The organism is Priestia endophytica, assembly GCF_026790145.1.
GTDB classification, from domain to species: domain Bacteria; phylum Bacillota; class Bacilli; order Bacillales; family Bacillaceae_H; genus Bacillus_I; species Bacillus_I endophytica_A.
Genome location: NZ_JALAMS010000003.1, coordinates 273485 through 290144 on the forward strand (window position 1 = coordinate 273485; position 16660 = coordinate 290144).

17 protein-coding genes are annotated in these 16660 nt (G+C 37.4%); 16 read left to right on the top strand and 1 reads right to left on the bottom strand.

Annotation, left to right across the window (positions count from 1 at the left end):
• Positions 1-12 precede the first annotated feature (12 nt).
• Both MOC86_RS05540 and MOC86_RS05545 read left to right on the top strand, forming a co-directional pair.
• Positions 13-1311 carry an MFS transporter gene (locus tag MOC86_RS05540; RefSeq protein WP_419146602.1) on the top strand — a complete coding sequence of 433 codons (1299 nt, stop codon included), beginning with the start codon at positions 13-15 and terminating at the stop codon, positions 1309-1311.
• A gap of 56 nt (positions 1312-1367) precedes the next feature.
• Complete coding sequence (locus MOC86_RS05545; RefSeq protein WP_268583173.1) at positions 1368-1598, top strand: four-helix bundle copper-binding protein; 231 nt, start codon at positions 1368-1370, stop codon at positions 1596-1598.
• A 10-nt stretch (positions 1599-1608) separates the two neighbouring features.
• Here MOC86_RS05545 and MOC86_RS05550 read toward each other — a convergent pair whose 3' ends face one another.
• Entirely contained in the window at positions 1609-1794 is a 186-nt protein-coding gene (locus tag MOC86_RS05550; protein ID WP_019394906.1) for a PspC domain-containing protein, read from the bottom strand.
• 227 nt (positions 1795-2021) lie between these two features.
• Here MOC86_RS05550 and MOC86_RS05555 point away from each other — a divergent pair, with 227 nt between their 5' ends.
• From MOC86_RS05555 to MOC86_RS05620, 14 genes are all read left to right on the top strand, one after another.
• Entirely contained in the window at positions 2022-3620 is a 1599-nt protein-coding gene (locus MOC86_RS05555) for a sensor histidine kinase (protein ID WP_268583174.1), read from the top strand.
• A 14-nt stretch (positions 3621-3634) separates the two neighbouring features.
• Positions 3635-4321 (top strand): response regulator, encoded by a 687-nt coding sequence (locus MOC86_RS05560; protein WP_268583176.1) that lies wholly within the window; start codon positions 3635-3637, stop codon positions 4319-4321.
• 13 nt (positions 4322-4334) lie between these two features.
• Complete coding sequence (locus MOC86_RS05565) at positions 4335-5300, top strand: tripartite tricarboxylate transporter substrate binding protein (protein ID WP_268583178.1); 966 nt, start codon at positions 4335-4337, stop codon at positions 5298-5300.
• A gap of 199 nt (positions 5301-5499) precedes the next feature.
• A complete protein-coding gene (uvrB, locus tag MOC86_RS05570; RefSeq protein WP_243516568.1) occupies positions 5500-7479 on the top strand; it encodes an excinuclease ABC subunit UvrB in 1980 nt (659 codons plus the stop codon).
• A gap of 7 nt (positions 7480-7486) precedes the next feature.
• Positions 7487-10363, top strand: coding sequence for an excinuclease ABC subunit UvrA (gene uvrA / locus MOC86_RS05575; RefSeq protein WP_268583180.1), 2877 nt, complete (start codon positions 7487-7489; stop codon positions 10361-10363).
• A gap of 128 nt (positions 10364-10491) precedes the next feature.
• Complete coding sequence (locus MOC86_RS05580) at positions 10492-10806, top strand: DUF4870 domain-containing protein (RefSeq protein WP_268583181.1); 315 nt, start codon at positions 10492-10494, stop codon at positions 10804-10806.
• Positions 10807-10821: 15 nt separating this feature from the next.
• Complete coding sequence (locus MOC86_RS05585; protein WP_268583182.1) at positions 10822-11916, top strand: DUF4097 family beta strand repeat-containing protein; 1095 nt, start codon at positions 10822-10824, stop codon at positions 11914-11916.
• A gap of 3 nt (positions 11917-11919) precedes the next feature.
• A complete protein-coding gene (locus tag MOC86_RS05590; protein ID WP_019394914.1) occupies positions 11920-12111 on the top strand; it encodes a PspC domain-containing protein in 192 nt (63 codons plus the stop codon).
• Between the two features lie 3 nt (positions 12112-12114).
• Positions 12115-12474, top strand: coding sequence for a phage holin family protein (locus MOC86_RS05595; protein ID WP_019394915.1), 360 nt, complete (start codon positions 12115-12117; stop codon positions 12472-12474).
• A 156-nt stretch (positions 12475-12630) separates the two neighbouring features.
• Positions 12631-13578 (top strand): HPr(Ser) kinase/phosphatase, encoded by a 948-nt coding sequence (gene hprK / locus MOC86_RS05600; RefSeq protein WP_019394916.1) that lies wholly within the window; start codon positions 12631-12633, stop codon positions 13576-13578.
• Between the two features lie 32 nt (positions 13579-13610).
• Positions 13611-14420, top strand: a complete 810-nt coding sequence (gene lgt / locus MOC86_RS05605) for a prolipoprotein diacylglyceryl transferase (RefSeq protein ID WP_268583184.1) — start codon at positions 13611-13613, stop codon at positions 14418-14420.
• A gap of 34 nt (positions 14421-14454) precedes the next feature.
• The gene (locus MOC86_RS05610) at positions 14455-15402 is read left to right on the top strand and encodes a nucleoside recognition domain-containing protein (protein WP_268583185.1); all 948 of its coding nucleotides are present in this window, start codon (positions 14455-14457) and stop codon (positions 15400-15402) included.
• On the top strand, positions 15392-16033 hold the full coding sequence (ppaX, locus tag MOC86_RS05615) for a pyrophosphatase PpaX (RefSeq protein ID WP_268583186.1): 642 nt from the start codon (positions 15392-15394) through the stop codon (positions 16031-16033). The genes MOC86_RS05610 and ppaX overlap by 11 nt, the downstream gene beginning before the upstream one ends.
• A gap of 53 nt (positions 16034-16086) precedes the next feature.
• On the top strand, positions 16087-16557 hold the full coding sequence (locus MOC86_RS05620) for an acyltransferase (RefSeq protein WP_419146606.1): 471 nt from the start codon (positions 16087-16089) through the stop codon (positions 16555-16557).
• Positions 16558-16660 lie beyond the last annotated feature (103 nt).

Consider the following 16660-nt stretch of genomic DNA (forward strand, 5'->3'; position numbering starts at 1 on the left):
GTGAACGTTAATATGGGAGTCGATAAGATTGAACGACCTGGTCGTACACGCTGGCTAATTTCTTCACTTTTAAGCAGCTTAATTATTTTAAACTATTTTGATCGTGTAGCCATTTCTGTTGCAGCACCAGCTATTCAAGAGTCGTTCCATTTAAGCGCTACAGAGATTGGGCTTGTATTCTCTATTTATACGTATTCATATACCATGATGCAGATTCCAGTTGGAAGCCTTCTTGATCGGTTCGGTGTCTCTTGGGTGGCAAGAATTGGAATGGTACTTTGGAGTTTGTTAACCATTACGATGGCTTTCTTACAAGGGAAACTTTTATTGTATACAGTACGATTTCTAATCGGACTAACAGGAGCCTCTGCTTTTCCAGCTGCATCGAAAGCAACGGCAATGTGGTTTCCACCAAGTGAGCGAAGCTTAGCCAATTCCTTTTTTGACTCTGCAGCTAAGTTCGCCAATGTACTTGGAGCTCCTTTTGTAGCTTTTATGATTACAAGATTTGATTGGCGAATAACGTTTCTTACAATTGGAATTATTAACGTTCTATTTACCTTAGTTTTTTGGTGGTACTATGAGCAGCCTAATCGCCATAAACGAATCTCTTCGGAAGAGCTTAACTATATTCAAAAGTACAATGCAATTACTGAAGATAAAATGCCCTATGGTACAAGGAAGGTATTAAGTAAGCTGTTTCGTCATCGCAAAGTATGGGGGCTGATGATTGGCTTCACTGGATATGGTTATACGTTCAACTTGCTTTTAACATGGATGCCTACTTTTTTTAAAGAGGAGTTTAATTTAGATCTGATGTCTTCTGGACTTTATACAGCCATTCCATGGCTGATTTCAACCGTTTCGGGAATATTAGTAGGTGGATGGCTTGTGGATTACTTTGTGAAGAAAGGGCATGAACCAGCAAAAGTGTACCGTCGAATTATTTTGTGCGGGATGCTGCTTGGTTTTGTGTTTCTAGGCTCTATTTTTACAAGCAGTGCAATTGTTTCTATCGTGTGTATTTCAATTGGATTAGCAGGTATATCAGCTACAGCTCCTGTTGGCTGGTCCATTTCTGCTGAAATAGCTCCTCCAGGTACAACCGCACTGTTGAGTTCAATTGTCAACCTCGCGAACAACTTATTTGGTGGTATTATAGCAGCAGCTCTAACAGGTTATCTTTTTGATCTAACAGGCTCATTTGACTCCAGTTTTCTTGTAGCAGGTGCTGTGTTGCTTATTGGGCTTCTTTTCTATCTCTTTGTGCTTGGTGATATTAAGAAAATTAATCTGACAGAAGAGATATAAACATGGACCTTAAAGACGTTGGAGAAAAACTCTCTATAAATTAGGAGGGGAATCAAATGACAAAGCAAGAATGCTTAAAAGCACTCGGGCAATGTTTAGCAGCGTGTAATACCTGTTATACAAAGTGTTTAAAAGAAGAAGACATCAATCATATGCGAGAATGTATTAAAATAGACCGCCAATGTGCAATGGTTGTCTCTCTAACAATGAAAACAATTGAGCTTGAAGGTTCATGCAGCAGCTTGCAGAGAATTTGTCGCCTAAAAAAAAGCCCTCATTTTATATGAGGGCTTTTTTTTACTGCTTTGGAAGAACAGCTCCTAAAACACCGTATACGAGCGCAACAGGTAGAAAAGCTGTAACAAAACATAGAATGACAACTAAAATTCGGATGAGTGAAGCGCTAATACCGAACTTTTCTGATAGTCCTCCACAAACACCAAGCAATACTTTTCTTCTTTTAGATCGATATAATGAATTCAAGTTTTTTTCTCCTTTCGTATATAGCTATAATTAGTGAAAAGGAACGGTTATTTATTCAGCTACTATATGTATACCCTTCTATTAACAATCGTAAAAGTTAAAAAGTGAACATTCTCCAACAAGCCATTAACTTTTCATTATTCTATCAATTCCAAACATTTAGTATTGAAAAATAGGTTTAATACGTCTAGATTAGAATATAAGTGGAAGTGAATGAGGAGTTAATAATGAAACAGAAATCGTTTATATCGCTAAAAACTAAAATTCTAACTCTTATTATTGGGCTTATTTTAGGGATTGTTCTTCTTTTAACAACAATCTATATTTACAATGAAATTCAAGATGAACGCGATAAGGTTGAAAAGCTCTCATTGCAAGTTGTGAAAACGCTTTCTTTTTTACCTCCTATTCAACATGCATTCGAACATTCACCTGAAGATGCAAAAATCATTCTTCAGCAGATGAGAACTCAAGTTGGAGCAGATGCGCTGAGGATTACAAGTAAAGAAGGAAAGTCTTATTCATACCCTACAAGAGGTTCTACGATATCTAATGTTTATGATCCTATAAATTATAAAGCTCTAACTTTTGGAGGTTACTATTTAAAAGAAGGAAAAGGCGTTAATGGCCCGTCTTATATCGCAAAGGCACCAATTGTACAAGAAAATGAGGATAGTGAAAAAATCATTGGTGTTGTTACAGCGGAGTTTTCAAAGAAATCTATATACAAAGAAATTTGGAATAAACTTCATGTTGTATTATTTTCTTCTCTAGTTGTTGTGCTATTGGGCATTTGGGGAGGTATCCTCTTAACCAAAAGCATTCGAAAAGACACATTAGGTTTAGAACCAGCTGAAATCTCTTCTTTATATAGAGAAAGGCAGGCTGTTATTCAATCCATTAAAGAAGGAATTGTGTCAATCGATAGAGAGGGCTATATTACAACGTTTAATCAATCAGCAAAAGAATTACTTGGACTGGAAGAAGCGGATTCAGGTCAGCTACTAGAGCATATCTACCCTCAAATTGGGATGAAGGATGTGCTTATGACAGGAGAAAGTAAAAGCAATGAAGAGTGCTTAATAAATGATAAGCTTCTTATTATAAATGTAACGCCAATTATGCGAAAAGAGAAAATCATCGGAGGAGTTGCTAGTTTTCGAGACAAAACAGAGCTTAAGAAACTAGTTGATAAGCTTTCTGAAGTGAAAAAGTACTCTGAAGATCTAAGAGCTCAAACCCATGAGTTTGCAAACAAGCTTCACCTTCTCCTCGGATTGCTTCAGTTAGGCTACTATGATGAAGCAATTGCTTTTATTGAGGAGGAATATGGGTTTCAAAAATCTCAAAATGAGGCTCTTTTTCAAAAAATAGTGGATCACAAAGTCCAAGGTATGTTACTTGGGAAAATTGGTAAGGCATCTGAGAAAAAAATTCACTTTACAATTGATGAAAACAGTTCATTGCATCAGATTCCAGAACATATTGAAACTTCTGAGCTGACGGTGATTATTGGGAACCTAATTGATAATGCTTTTGAAGCTGTTAGAAGCATGGATAGAGAAAAAAAGGTGAGTTTTTTTATCACTGACCTTGGACAGGACATTATTATTGAAGTAGAGGATAATGGAGAAGGAATATCTGATGAACAGATTTCAGTTATTTTTCAATCAACTTTCTCAACGAAAGGAAAAGATAGGGGATATGGATTAACAAATGTGAAGAGAGCTGTTGCTCACCTTCATGGGGAAGTTGAAGTTCAAAGTGAGAAAGGAAAGAGGACTATTTTTACAGTCTATCTACCAAAAGAAATTAAAGGGGCATAAAAGGGGAGTCAAACATGTTACGAGTAGCAATTGCAGAAGACGATTTCCGAATCGCTGATATTCAAGAGAAATTTCTTTTAAAAATAGAAGAAACAGAGGTTGTAGGAAAAGCATTTAATGCAGAACAAACAATAGAGCTTTTGAGAGAGAATCAAGCTGATTTGCTTTTACTTGATATCTACCTTCCAGATCAAACAGGAATTGATCTTCTGCCTAATTTAAAGCAGGAGTTTAGAGACTTAGATGTGATCTTGATCACAGCAGCAAGGGAAAAAGAGCTATTAGAAAGAGCTTTAAAAATAGGGGTTGAGAACTATTTAATCAAACCTGTAAGTGCTGAAAAGTTTACAGAGGCAATTAAAAAATATAAAAAGAAGAAAGAAATGCTTCAATCTGCTGAAGAGATTGATCAAACGTTTGTAGAACTTTTCTTCCAAGGCATCCACGAAGCTTCAGCAGCTGAGAAGCAGCTTCCTTCTGGAATTGATCCACTGACGCTAGAGAAAATCACTAAAGTTATGAATCAATTTCATAAGGGGGCTTCAATTGAAGAAGTAAGTGAAGCAATGGGGGCTTCTCGTACAACAGCTCGGCGTTATTTAGAATACCTTGTATCCATTCAACGGCTAAGAGCAGAGTTAGAATACGGCATTGTAGGAAGACCGGAGCGGAAATATTACTTGATTGTGAGTGAAGAATGAGTGGAGGTATTAAATGAGAAAAATAATGCTGTTTATCAGTTTGTTTATGCTCGTTTATATATCAGGCTGTGCTGAGAAAGAAAACGACAAAGAAGCTTTTCCAACGCGTGAGTTAGAAATTGTCATACCAGGCGCCTCTACGGGAGGATGGGGACAGACAGCTAAAGGGATGCAGTCCATTCTAACAAACGAAAGCATTACAGATCAATCTGTTGTGCTTACTTCTCTTTTAGGTGGAAACGGGGAGAAGGGATGGAAGTATCTTCAATCACAAGATGGTCATTCTGTCGCAATGAATTCAAGTCTTCTTTTAACAAATAACCTTATTGGGCAAAGTGCTCTAACTTATCGTGATTTTACACCAATTGCAATGCTTTCCACGGAATGGGAAGTTATTGTTGTAAGCAAAAACAGTGATATTAAAGAAATGAAAGATATTATTAAAAAGCTACAGGAAGATCCTGCATCATTAAAATTGGGTATTTCCCCTGGCATCGGAAATGACGATCATCTATCCTTTATTCAAGGCATCAATCAGTATGGAATCAATGGCGCAAAGCTTGATTTCAGTGTGTATGAAGATCGTTCGTCACTTCTCTCAGCATTACTTAAGAGGAAGCTTGATGTGACAATTATGCCTCTTTCTGAAGCAAAGCCGTATTATAGAGAAGGAAAAATAAAAATGCTTGCTATTTCAGCTGAGAAACGGATTGAAAACTTTAAAGAAGTTCCAACATGGAAAGAACAAGGTCTTAATGTTGTTTTTTCACATTGGAGAGGAGTAATGGGACCAAAGGGTATGACAGATGAGCAGATAAAATATTGGGATGAGAAGATTAAAGAAATGGTAGAGACAGAGGAATGGCAACAAATTCTGAAAGAGAACGAGTGGGAATCTTTCTATAAAAATCATGAAGAAACAAAAGTATTTTTGCAAGAAGAGGCCTTATTCTACAAAAAATTAGTAAATGGATTTTAAAATTTGTATATTTTGAGGACGAAGGGAAACAGCCCCTTCGTTTTTTTGCATGTTTTAAAGGGAAAAAGGGAAAAGTGTGTACTACAAACAGAAAAAAGTTCGGTAAAAAATTACAAGAAAATACGAACATATTTTTGGTTTTTCTTCATTTATTGTGATAAGATATTTCTATAATTTGTGTAAGAGCGGGGTGTTTAGTGTGGACAATCAGTTTGAACTTGTTTCTTCTTATCAACCTCAAGGTGATCAGCCTAAGGCTATTGATAAGCTTGTCCAAGGGATTAAAGAAGGTAAACAGCATCAAGTATTGCTTGGAGCAACAGGCACAGGCAAAACGTTCACTGTTTCAAATGTAATTAAAGAAATTAACAAGCCAACGCTTGTTATTGCTCATAACAAAACACTAGCTGGACAGCTCTACAGCGAGTTTAAGGAATTCTTCCCAAACAATGCTGTGGAGTATTTTGTTAGTTATTATGATTACTATCAACCAGAGGCGTATGTTCCTCAAACTGATACATTTATTGAGAAAGATGCGAGTATTAATGATGAAATTGATAAGCTTCGTCACTCGGCAACGTCTTCTTTGTTTGAAAGAAATGACGTTATTATCATTGCCAGCGTTTCTTGTATTTATGGTCTAGGTTCGCCTGAAGAATATAAAGAAATGGTTCTATCATTAAGAGTAGGCATGGAAAGAGAACGAAATGAGCTTTTGCGCAATCTCGTGGATATTCAGTATGAACGAAATGATATTGATTTTAAACGCGGTACGTTTCGCGTTCGTGGTGATGTAGTTGAAATTTTCCCAGTTTCAAGGGATGAACATTGTATACGCGTTGAATTTTTTGGAGATGAAATTGATCGTATCCGAGAAGTGGATGCTTTAACAGGGGAAATTATCGGTGACCGTAACCATGTAGCAATTTATCCTGCTTCCCACTTTGTTACTCGTGAAGAAAAAATGCGTGTTGCTATTCAAAATATCGAAAAAGAGTTGGAAGATCGTCTTAAAGTATTAAAGGATAACGGCAAGCTGCTAGAAGCGCAGCGACTAGAACAACGTACGCGCTACGATCTCGAAATGATGCGCGAAATGGGATTTTGTTCAGGGATTGAAAACTACTCTCGTCATTTAACGCTTCGTCCACCAGGATCAACTCCGTATACGCTTTTAGATTTCTTTCCAGATGACTTTTTAATGATTGTGGATGAGTCACATGTAACAATGCCACAAATACGAGGCATGTACAACGGTGACCAAGCACGTAAACAGGTTCTCGTTGATCACGGGTTTCGGTTGCCTTCTGCTCTTGACAACCGTCCGCTTCGCTTTGAAGAATACGAGAAACATATTTCTCAAATGGTTTATGTTTCAGCAACGCCAGGACCTTATGAAATGGAAAAAGCACCAGAATTCATTGAGCAGATTATTAGACCGACAGGATTGCTTGATCCAACAATTGACGTGCGTCCAATTAAAGGACAAATTGATGATCTCGTAGACGAAATTCGTCAGCGTACTGAACGAAATGAGCGGGTACTTATAACAACGTTAACGAAAAAAATGTCGGAAGATTTAACAGACTACTTAAAAGAGCTTGGCATTAAAGTCAACTATCTTCATTCAGAAATAAAAACATTAGAACGTATTGAAACAATTCGTGAGCTTCGCATTGGCACATATGATGTGCTTGTTGGAATCAACTTATTAAGAGAAGGGCTAGATATTCCAGAAGTTTCTCTTGTAGCTATCCTTGATGCGGATAAAGAAGGGTTTTTACGTTCAGAACGTTCTCTTATTCAAACGATTGGTCGTGCTGCAAGGAACGAAAATGGTCATGTTATCATGTATGCTGACAAAATTACAAAATCAATGGATATTGCTATTAACGAGACAAAACGTCGTCGTGAAACACAAATAGCTTACAACGAAGAACATGGTATAACTCCGCAGACGATTCAGAAAAAAGTACGTGATTCTATTCGAGCAACAATGGTTGCAGAAGATGAAGAACAGTATGAAAATCGTCCAGACTTGAAGAAGATGACGAAACGAGAGCGTGCAGAAGTTATTGAGAACATGGAAAGAGAAATGAAAGAAGCTGCAAAAGCGCTTGATTTCGAACGTGCCGCACAGCTTCGTGATACTATTTTAGAGTTGAAAGCGGAGGGATGATTGTCTTATGGCAACAGATCGCATTGTTGTAAAAGGGGCTAGAGCCAATAATTTAAATAATCTTGATGTTACAATTCCCAGAGATAAACTCGTCGTAATGACGGGTTTATCTGGTTCGGGGAAATCTTCATTAGCTTTTGATACGATTTACGCGGAAGGACAGCGTCGTTACGTTGAGTCTTTATCAGCGTACGCTCGTCAGTTTTTAGGACAGATGGATAAGCCTGATGTGGATTCTATTGAAGGTCTTTCACCAGCAATTTCAATTGACCAAAAAACAACAAGCCGTAATCCGCGCTCAACAGTTGGGACAGTCACAGAAATTTATGATTATCTACGCTTGCTGTTTGCGCGCGTTGGACGTCCAACGTGTCCAAATCACGGTATTGAAATTACATCTCAAACAATTGAACAGATGGTTGACCGCATTTTAGAATATCCAGAGCGCACGAAGCTTCAGGTGCTCGCTCCTGTTGTTGATGGACGTAAAGGTATGCATGTAAAAGTGCTTGAAGATATTAAAAAGCAAGGCTTCGTACGCGTTCGAATTGATGGCGAAATGTATGATCTTGGCGATGACATTAACCTTGAAAAAAATAAAAAACATACTATCCAAGTAGTTGTGGACCGTATTGTTGTAAAAGAAGGGGTAGAAACAAGGTTAGCAGACTCTCTTGAAACGGCACTTCGGTTAGGGGAAGGAAAAGTCGTTATTGATGTTATCGGAGAAGAAGAGCTTCTTTTCAGTGAACATCACGCATGTCCATATTGTGGTTTCTCAATCGGTGAACTTGAGCCAAGAATGTTTTCATTTAACAGCCCATTTGGAGCTTGTACAAGCTGTGATGGATTAGGGGTTCGGCTTGAAGTTGATTTAGATCTTGTGATTCCAAACTATGATTTATCGCTCAAAGAACATGCAATTGCACCTTGGGAGCCAACAAGTTCACAGTATTATCCACAGCTTTTAAAAGCTGTTTGTGTGCATTATGGAATCGATATGGACATTCCTGTTCGCGATATTCCTAAGCATTTGTTAGACAAAGTGCTCTATGGGAGTGATAAAGAACGCATTCATTTTCGCTATGAAAATGATTTTGGACAAATTCGTGAAAACGATATTGAGTTCGAAGGGGTTATCCCAAACATTGAGCGTCGTTATCGTGAAACAAGCTCAGACTACATTCGGGAGCAGATGGAAAAATATATGGGAGAACAGCCTTGCCCAAAATGTAAAGGAAACCGTCTTAAGAAAGAAACGCTTGCTGTTTTAATTGATGGTAAGCATATTGGGAAGGTAACGAGTTTTTCTGTACAAGAAGCATATGAGTTTTTTGCAACCCTTAGTCTTTCTGAAAAAGAGATGCAAATTGCTCAAATGATTTTAAGAGAAATTACAGAGCGTCTAGGATTTTTAAACAACGTTGGTCTTGATTATTTAACGTTGAACAGAGCTGCAGGAACGCTTTCAGGAGGCGAGGCACAGCGCATCCGTTTGGCAACCCAGATTGGTTCTCGTTTATCAGGCGTTTTGTATATTTTAGATGAACCATCAATCGGACTTCATCAACGTGACAACGATCGTCTTATCGAAACAATGCAGAGCATGCGCGACTTAGGAAATACACTTATTGTTGTTGAACATGATGAAGATACCATGATGGCGGCTGATTATCTTATTGATATTGGACCTGGAGCAGGGATTCATGGAGGAAAAGTTGTTTCAGCAGGCACGCCTGAGGAAGTAATGCATGACGAAAACTCTTTAACAGGTCAATATTTATCAGGAAAGAAATTTATCCCACTTCCGACAGAGCGAAGAGCTGTTGATAAAGAGCGAATGCTTGAAATTGTAGGGGCAAAAGAAAATAACTTAAAAAATGTAAAAGTAAAGCTTCCACTAGGTTTATTTCTTGCTGTAACAGGCGTATCAGGTTCAGGGAAGAGTACGCTTATCAATGAGGTGCTAAGGAAATCACTGTCACAAAAGTTGAATAATGCGAAACAGAAACCAGGGGAGCATAAAGAAATTAAGGGAATTAATCACCTTGATAAAATTGTTGATATTGATCAATCACCTATTGGTAGAACGCCTCGCTCAAATCCGGCAACATATACAGGTGTGTTTGATCATATTCGTGACTTATTTGCTCAAACAAATGAAGCAAAAACACGCGGATATCAGAAAGGACGTTTTAGCTTTAATGTAAAGGGAGGACGTTGTGAAGCATGCCGAGGAGATGGAATTATCAAAATCGAAATGCACTTCCTTCCAGATGTGTATGTTCCATGCGAGGTTTGCCATGGGAAGCGATATAATCGTGAAACACTTGAAGTGAAATATAAAGGAAAGAACATTGCAGATGTTTTAGAAATGACTGTTGAAGATGCAATTGAATTCTTTGAAAATATTCCTAAAATCAAGCGTAAGCTTCAAACAATTGAAGATGTTGGCCTAGGTTACATTACACTTGGTCAACCTGCTACAACTCTCTCAGGAGGCGAAGCACAGCGTGTGAAGCTTGCATCAGAACTTCATCGTCGTTCAACAGGCCGTACAATGTATATTTTAGATGAACCAACAACAGGGTTGCATGTTGATGATATTGCTCGTTTACTAAAAGTTCTTCAGCGCTTAGTTGGCAATGGAGACACTGTGCTTGTTATTGAACATAACTTAGATGTTATTAAGACTGCTGATTATATTATTGATCTTGGTCCTGATGGTGGGGATAAAGGTGGACAAATTGTAGCAACAGGAGTACCAGAAGAAGTTGCAAATGTTGAAGGATCTTATACAGGCCGCTATCTTGCGCCTATTCTTGAGCGAGATCGTAAAAGAATGGAAGCTCGTTTAAAAGGAGCAGAAACGGTTAAATCATAATGTGAAAAGGGTAAGTCTACTAAAAAGTGACTTATCCTTTTTTTATAGAGCTAAGGAAAGTTTTTCGAATGTTGAAACTTACTTCAACATAAAAACGTAATACAGATAAAGGAGATGAAAAAACAAACATGGAGTCTAATAAAGTCTTGTCAGCCCTTTCTTATTTTAGTCTTTTCTTTGCTCCCTTTCTCTTACCAATTATCATCTACTTTGTTACCCAAGATAAAAGAGTTAAGGATGATGCAAAATGGGCATTGTTCTCTCATATATTACCAGTGTTATCAATACCTTTATTCTTCCTTTACCTTATCCCATATTTCTCAGGTCACTATGGCTTATCAGCCGCATGGATTATTTTTGTTGCTATCCTGTGTCTTGTTCTCTCGTTTGGAGTTGCAATTTGGAATGTTGTCAAAGGAATTAAAGTCATCATTGATCGTTAATAAGGAGGAAATATAATGGAAAACCAACGTAAACAGCTTCTGAGAATGATTGAAGAAGGTCGAATTTCTGCTGATGAAGCATTTAAATTACTTGAAACAATGGAAAGAGAAGAAAAAGAAGCAAAACAGAAGGAAGAAAAAGCAGTAGAAGTTTCTCCTTTTTTAGACGAGAAAGCTTTTCAAAAGGAAGAGCCTCCTCGTGAACGTGATTTAAAGAAAAAAGTGTTTTCATTTTTAGATCAAACTGTAAAGAAGATTAAAGATACAGATTTAGATTTTAATTTTGGTATTTCTTACGATGTTAATCAAATTTTCCAACATAGTGATGTGGAAGTTCGTAGCCTTGACCTTGATATTGCAAACGGAAATGTAACAATTGAGCCTTGGTCACAAAATGAGGTCCGTATTGAATGTTCAGCAAAAGTTTATAAAGTAAATAGCCAAGAAGAAGCCAAAAAGCTTTTCTCTCAAGAAACAATATTTTCTACTGAAGAAGGCAAGATTCGTTTCAATGTTCAAAATAAAGGGATTAAAGTCAAAGCGCACCTGTTCATTCCAAATGTAGAGTATAATGAAATCATATTGCGCACGTTTAACGGTCCTATCGTTGGGAAAGATTTAAAAATAGGAAATTTAAAAGCTAAAACGGCGAACGGCAGCTTATCATTTGAGAATATACGCGGAGAAAAAGGGGAGTTTGAGACAGTACACGGAGCTCTTTCACTACAAAATATTTCACTCAATAAGTGTGAAGGAGAGACAATCAATGGAGCTATTAATCTAAGGGGAGAAGCAAGACATGTTGATTTGCAGACGTTCAATGGAAGTATTGAACAGTATTTAATACAGCCTTCTCAATACTTATTTCTAAAATCAACAGCAGGAAGCATCAAAACTTTCTTTGCACCTGGAGCTTTTATTGATGGAAGTATTCGCTCAAACTTTGGCAACCTTACATGTAACCTTCCAAATGTTCATATATTAGAAGAAAAGAATGAGAAAATCCAAAAGGTTTTAAAGTTCCGCTCTATTAATAGTGGGGAAAGCGTCACGAAAATAGTGGCTGAATCTAGAACAGGAGCTATCGGACTGTATGAAAGGGAAGTGTAGCAATTGAAGACAAAGCTGTATCGTTCTGTAAAGGACCGTAAGTTAGGTGGAGTACTCGGTGGACTTGCTGACTATTTAAATATGGACAGCAGCCTTCTTCGTATTATTTTTATTGTTGCATTTATTGGCGGAGTAGGATCGATTGGGTGGATTTACCTAATATGGATTTTCATCGTTCCAAATGAAGGAGAATAACGTATGTGGAAAAGATGGGTTATTAGCATTGTTGTGAATGCATTAAGCCTCATGATTGTATCAACCATTTTTGACGATTTTTATTTGAGTTCAGTCAGTGCAGCTGTAATTGCTGCTATTGTGCTCTCTATTATTAACATCATCATTAAGCCAATCCTTATTTTATTTACGTTACCAGCAACAATCTTAACATTGGGATTGTTCCTATTTGTTATCAATGCAATTACATTGATGATTACACAAGGAATCATTGGAGATGCCTTTATTATTGATGGGTTTAGTACAGCTTTGTTTGCAGCAATTATTATGGCACTATTAAATTTAATCGCTCAAAAAGCATTTATTGAGCCAATGCAACGTTAGAAGAGCAGGTGAAGGAACCTGCTCTTTTTTTTAGTTTTTTTAAGAAATTTTTCTTCTAAAATCATTTAATGATACAATAAACAGGATAACAGCATTTGTAATTAGAATAAGAAAATATCTTTACATCAAATACGAGAAAACAGGGAGGAACCACCCTTGGCAAAAGTGAGAACAAAAGACATAATAGAGAAATTTAATCTAGAACTAATCAGTGGAGAAGAAGGGGTGAACCGCCCGATTACAGTGAGTGATATTTCACGACCTGGCATTGAGATGGCAGGCTATTTTACATATTATCCTGCAGAGCGTCTTCAGCTTCTTGGAAAAACAGAGATTTCTTTTTTTAATCAACTTGATGTTGAACAAAAGCAAATTAGAATGGAAAAGCTTTGTACAGATATTACTCCAGCTATTGTTGTATCAAGAGAGATGGAAGTCCCACAAGAGCTTATTGAAGCGTCTGAGCGCGAGTCTGTGCCTGTTTTGCGCTCTGACATGAAAACAACACGGTTATCAAGTCGATTGACAAACTACTTAGAAAGTAAACTTGCTCCTACGACAGCGGTACACGGTGTATTAGTTGATATTTACGGTGTTGGTGTTTTAATCATCGGAAAAAGCGGAGTTGGGAAAAGTGAAACAGCACTTGAGCTTGTAAAACGAGGCCATCGTTTAGTTGCTGATGACTGTGTTGAAATTCGCCAGGAAGACCAGGATACTTTAATTGGAAACGCTCCTGGATTAATTGAACATCTTCTAGAGATTCGCGGGCTAGGTATTATTAATGTTATGACACTCTTTGGAGCAGGTGCTGTGAGAAACTTTAAGCGCATCACTCTCGTTATTAACTTGGAGACATGGGATCAAACAAAGCATTATGATCGTCTTGGTCTTGAAGAAGAAAAAATGAAAATTATTGATACACAGATTACGAAACTAACAGTTCCTGTACGTCCAGGTCGAAACTTAGCCGTTATCATTGAGGTAGCTGCAATGAACTATCGTCTTAAGAAAATGGGTATTAACGCAGCTGAACAATTTTCGAATCGCCTAACAGGGGCAATTGAAGATACAACGCTTGAAGACCATGACGAAACATATTGAGAAAAGACTAAACCATAAAGGAAGTGAGAGAGATGGAAGACATTCAGCCACTTGATCGTGTGTTCCTTGAAATTGGTCCACTAACGGTTTATTGGTATGGGGTGATTATCGGGATTGGCGTAATTCTTGGTCTTTATTTAGCGACAAAAGAATGTGAGCGTCGAGGTATTCCAAAAGAAGTCTTTGTTGATCTAGTTCTATTTGCAGTACCGATTGCTATTATCTTTGCTCGTGTTTATTATGTAGCATTTAAATGGGACTATTATTCTGAGAACTTAGTTCAAATCCCGCAGATTTGGCATGGGGGGATTGCAATTCATGGCGGACTCATTGGAGCTGTATTAACAGCCGTTATCTATTCTAAAGTAAGAGGATACTCATTTTGGAAACTTGCTGATATTGCGGCCCCAAGTATTTTACTAGGTCAGGCGATTGGTCGATGGGGAAATTTCATGAACCAAGAAGCACATGGCGGGCCTGTTTCAAGAGTCTTCTTAGAAAATTTACATTTGCCAAAATTCATTATAGATCAAATGTATATTAATGGGACTTATTATCACCCAACATTTTTATATGAATCCCTGTGGAGCATAGTTGGTGTTGTTGTTTTAATCTTGTTAAGAAGAGCAAACTTACGTCGAGGAGAGCTTTTCTTTACATACGTTATTTGGTATTCGATTGGGCGCTTCTTTATTGAAGGAATGAGAACAGATAGTCTGATGCTGACAAGTTCACTTCGTATTGCTCAAGTTATTTCTATTGTATTGATTCTCCTTTCTCTTGTTTTTATTATAGTTCGTCGCTGGAAAGGATGGAGCAAGAAGCACTATCTTGATCAGTAATGTTCGATAATCTAGGGATAGGGGGATATACTTCATGAAAAAGTCGCTTCAAAGGGGAATAATCTCAGGTTTAAAAACAACATGGACACTCGGGAAAATCATTTTTCCTGTTACACTTATTGTTTATCTTCTTCAGTATACGCCAGTCATTGATCTTATTGCTTCGTGGCTAACACCTGTAATGAAAGTCATTGGACTTCCAGGGGATGCAGCTGTTCCACTTGTTTTAGGAAACTTGCTTAATTTGTATGCTGGGATTGCAGGAATCTTAACGCTTGACTTGTCTGTAAAAGAAGTTTTTATTCTAGCTGTTATGCTGTCATTTAGCCATAACTTGCTTATCGAGTCAACAGTAGCGTTGAAAGTGGGAGTTAGACTTTCTGTTATTTTGTCTGTTCGTATTGGGCTTGCTCTCTTGTCTGCTTTTATTATCAATCTTGTTTGGAAAGGTGGAGGAGAGCAAGCTCAGTACGGCTTTATTTCTCAGAAGGATGAAGTTGTATCAGGATGGGGAGCCATTATACTAAAAGGGATTGAAACAGCTGCTATGGGGATTTTACAGCTGGCGATTATTGTTATCCCTGTCATGATCGCACTTCAAATTTTAAAAGATTTAGGATGGTTAAGTAAGTTTTCAAATAAGATGGTTCCTTTTACAAAATTATTAGGTATGAATGGAAATACCTCTACAACGCTTGTAACAGGACTATTAATTGGTTTGGCGTATGGAGCAGGGGTAATGATTCAAGCAGTTCAAGAAGAAGGAGTATCTAAAAAAGATGCAACGCTTGCCTTTATTTTCTTAGTTGCTTGTCATGCAGTTGTAGAAGACACTCTTGTGTTTATTCCACTCGGTATTCCTGTTCTTCCATTGCTACTTATTCGCGTTATTACGGCCCTTCTTTTGACGATTGTTATCGCTAAAATTTGGAGTCGCCAAAAGGGATTATCTCAAAGAAAGGAAGTTACCTATGAACGTTAATACTCTGCTTTTTGACTTAGATGGAACATTAATTGATACAAATGAGTTAATCATTTCTTCTTTTTTACATACGCTTGACACATATTATCCAAGCAAATATAAAAGGGAAGATGTGCTTTCATTTATGGGGCCGCCTCTTTATGATTCATTTGCTCAATTAAATCCAGAAAATATAGAGGAAATGGTGGACTGTTATAGAGCATACAACCATGAGCATCATGACCGCTTAGTGACAGAATTTCCAACTGTTTTTGAAACGGTAAAATGGTTAAAAGAGCAAGGCTACAAGCTTGGTATTGTAACAACCAAAATTCGTCAGACAGTTGAAATGGGACTGAAGCTAACAGGATTAGATCCTTTTTTCGATGTTGTCATTACGCTTGATGATGTTCAGCATGCTAAACCACATCGTGAACCAATTGATAAAGCATTAGCTAAGCTGAATGCTAAACCAGAGGAAGCAATGATGATTGGTGATAATTCGCACGATATTCTGGCTGGTAAAAATGCTGGCACAAAGACGGTTGGGGTAGCTTGGAGTGCCAAAGGAAAAGCACATGTTGCTTCATATGAGCCAGACTACATTCTCGATGAGATGGGAGATTTAAAAGCCATACTTGGAGGAAAGTAAAAGTGCGAAAATTAGAGTGTTATGAAGTAAATGATGAGAATGCATTGTGGAACATGTACAAAACAGTTTCATTTTGGAAAGTTGTCAAAAACTTTATCGTAATTCAACTTGCGCGCTATATGCCATTTTTAAAAGTGAAAAATTGGCTTTATCGGACTTTTCTTCGCATGAACATTGGAGAAAAAACATCTTTTGCATTAATGGCAATGGTTGATGTCATGTTTCCTGAACGAATTTCCGTTGGTCGTAACTCTATTATTGGCTACAACACAACGATTTTGACTCATGAATATTTAATTAAAGAGTACCGTCTTGGAGATGTAGAAATTGGTAGCGAAGTAATGATTGGAGCAAATACAACAATCTTGCCTGGGGTAACAATTGGTGATGGAGCCATTGTAGCAGCAGGAACTGTTGTACATCGTAACGTAGCCCCAGGAACATTTGTTGGTGGAAACCCCATGAACGTAATTTATTCAAAAGAAGAAATGAAAAATAGGGATAAAAGTAAAGACCTTTCTTAATTCTATAAGAAAGGTCTTTTTAGTTGTTAGTAATTCTTACTTTCCTTATTGGGATTGTTGTATTATAATGCTAGAAGGAATAACATATTTACTACATTAGGAG

Coding starts and splice junctions, on each gene's coding strand:
- MOC86_RS05540 (WP_419146602.1), top strand. CDS start 13: ATGGGAGTCGATAAGATTGAACGACCTGGTCGTACACGCTGGCTAATT.
- MOC86_RS05545 (WP_268583173.1), top strand. CDS start 1,368: ATGACAAAGCAAGAATGCTTAAAAGCACTCGGGCAATGTTTAGCAGCG.
- MOC86_RS05555 (WP_268583174.1), top strand. CDS start 2,022: ATGAAACAGAAATCGTTTATATCGCTAAAAACTAAAATTCTAACTCTT.
- MOC86_RS05560 (WP_268583176.1), top strand. CDS start 3,635: ATGTTACGAGTAGCAATTGCAGAAGACGATTTCCGAATCGCTGATATT.
- MOC86_RS05565 (WP_268583178.1), top strand. CDS start 4,335: ATGAGAAAAATAATGCTGTTTATCAGTTTGTTTATGCTCGTTTATATA.
- uvrA (WP_268583180.1), top strand. CDS start 7,487: ATGGCAACAGATCGCATTGTTGTAAAAGGGGCTAGAGCCAATAATTTA.
- MOC86_RS05580 (WP_268583181.1), top strand. CDS start 10,492: ATGGAGTCTAATAAAGTCTTGTCAGCCCTTTCTTATTTTAGTCTTTTC.
- MOC86_RS05585 (WP_268583182.1), top strand. CDS start 10,822: ATGGAAAACCAACGTAAACAGCTTCTGAGAATGATTGAAGAAGGTCGA.
- MOC86_RS05595 (WP_019394915.1), top strand. CDS start 12,115: ATGTGGAAAAGATGGGTTATTAGCATTGTTGTGAATGCATTAAGCCTC.
- lgt (WP_268583184.1), top strand. CDS start 13,611: ATGGAAGACATTCAGCCACTTGATCGTGTGTTCCTTGAAATTGGTCCA.
- MOC86_RS05610 (WP_268583185.1), top strand. CDS start 14,455: ATGAAAAAGTCGCTTCAAAGGGGAATAATCTCAGGTTTAAAAACAACA.
- ppaX (WP_268583186.1), top strand. CDS start 15,392: ATGAACGTTAATACTCTGCTTTTTGACTTAGATGGAACATTAATTGAT.
- MOC86_RS05620 (WP_419146606.1), top strand. CDS start 16,087: ATGTACAAAACAGTTTCATTTTGGAAAGTTGTCAAAAACTTTATCGTA.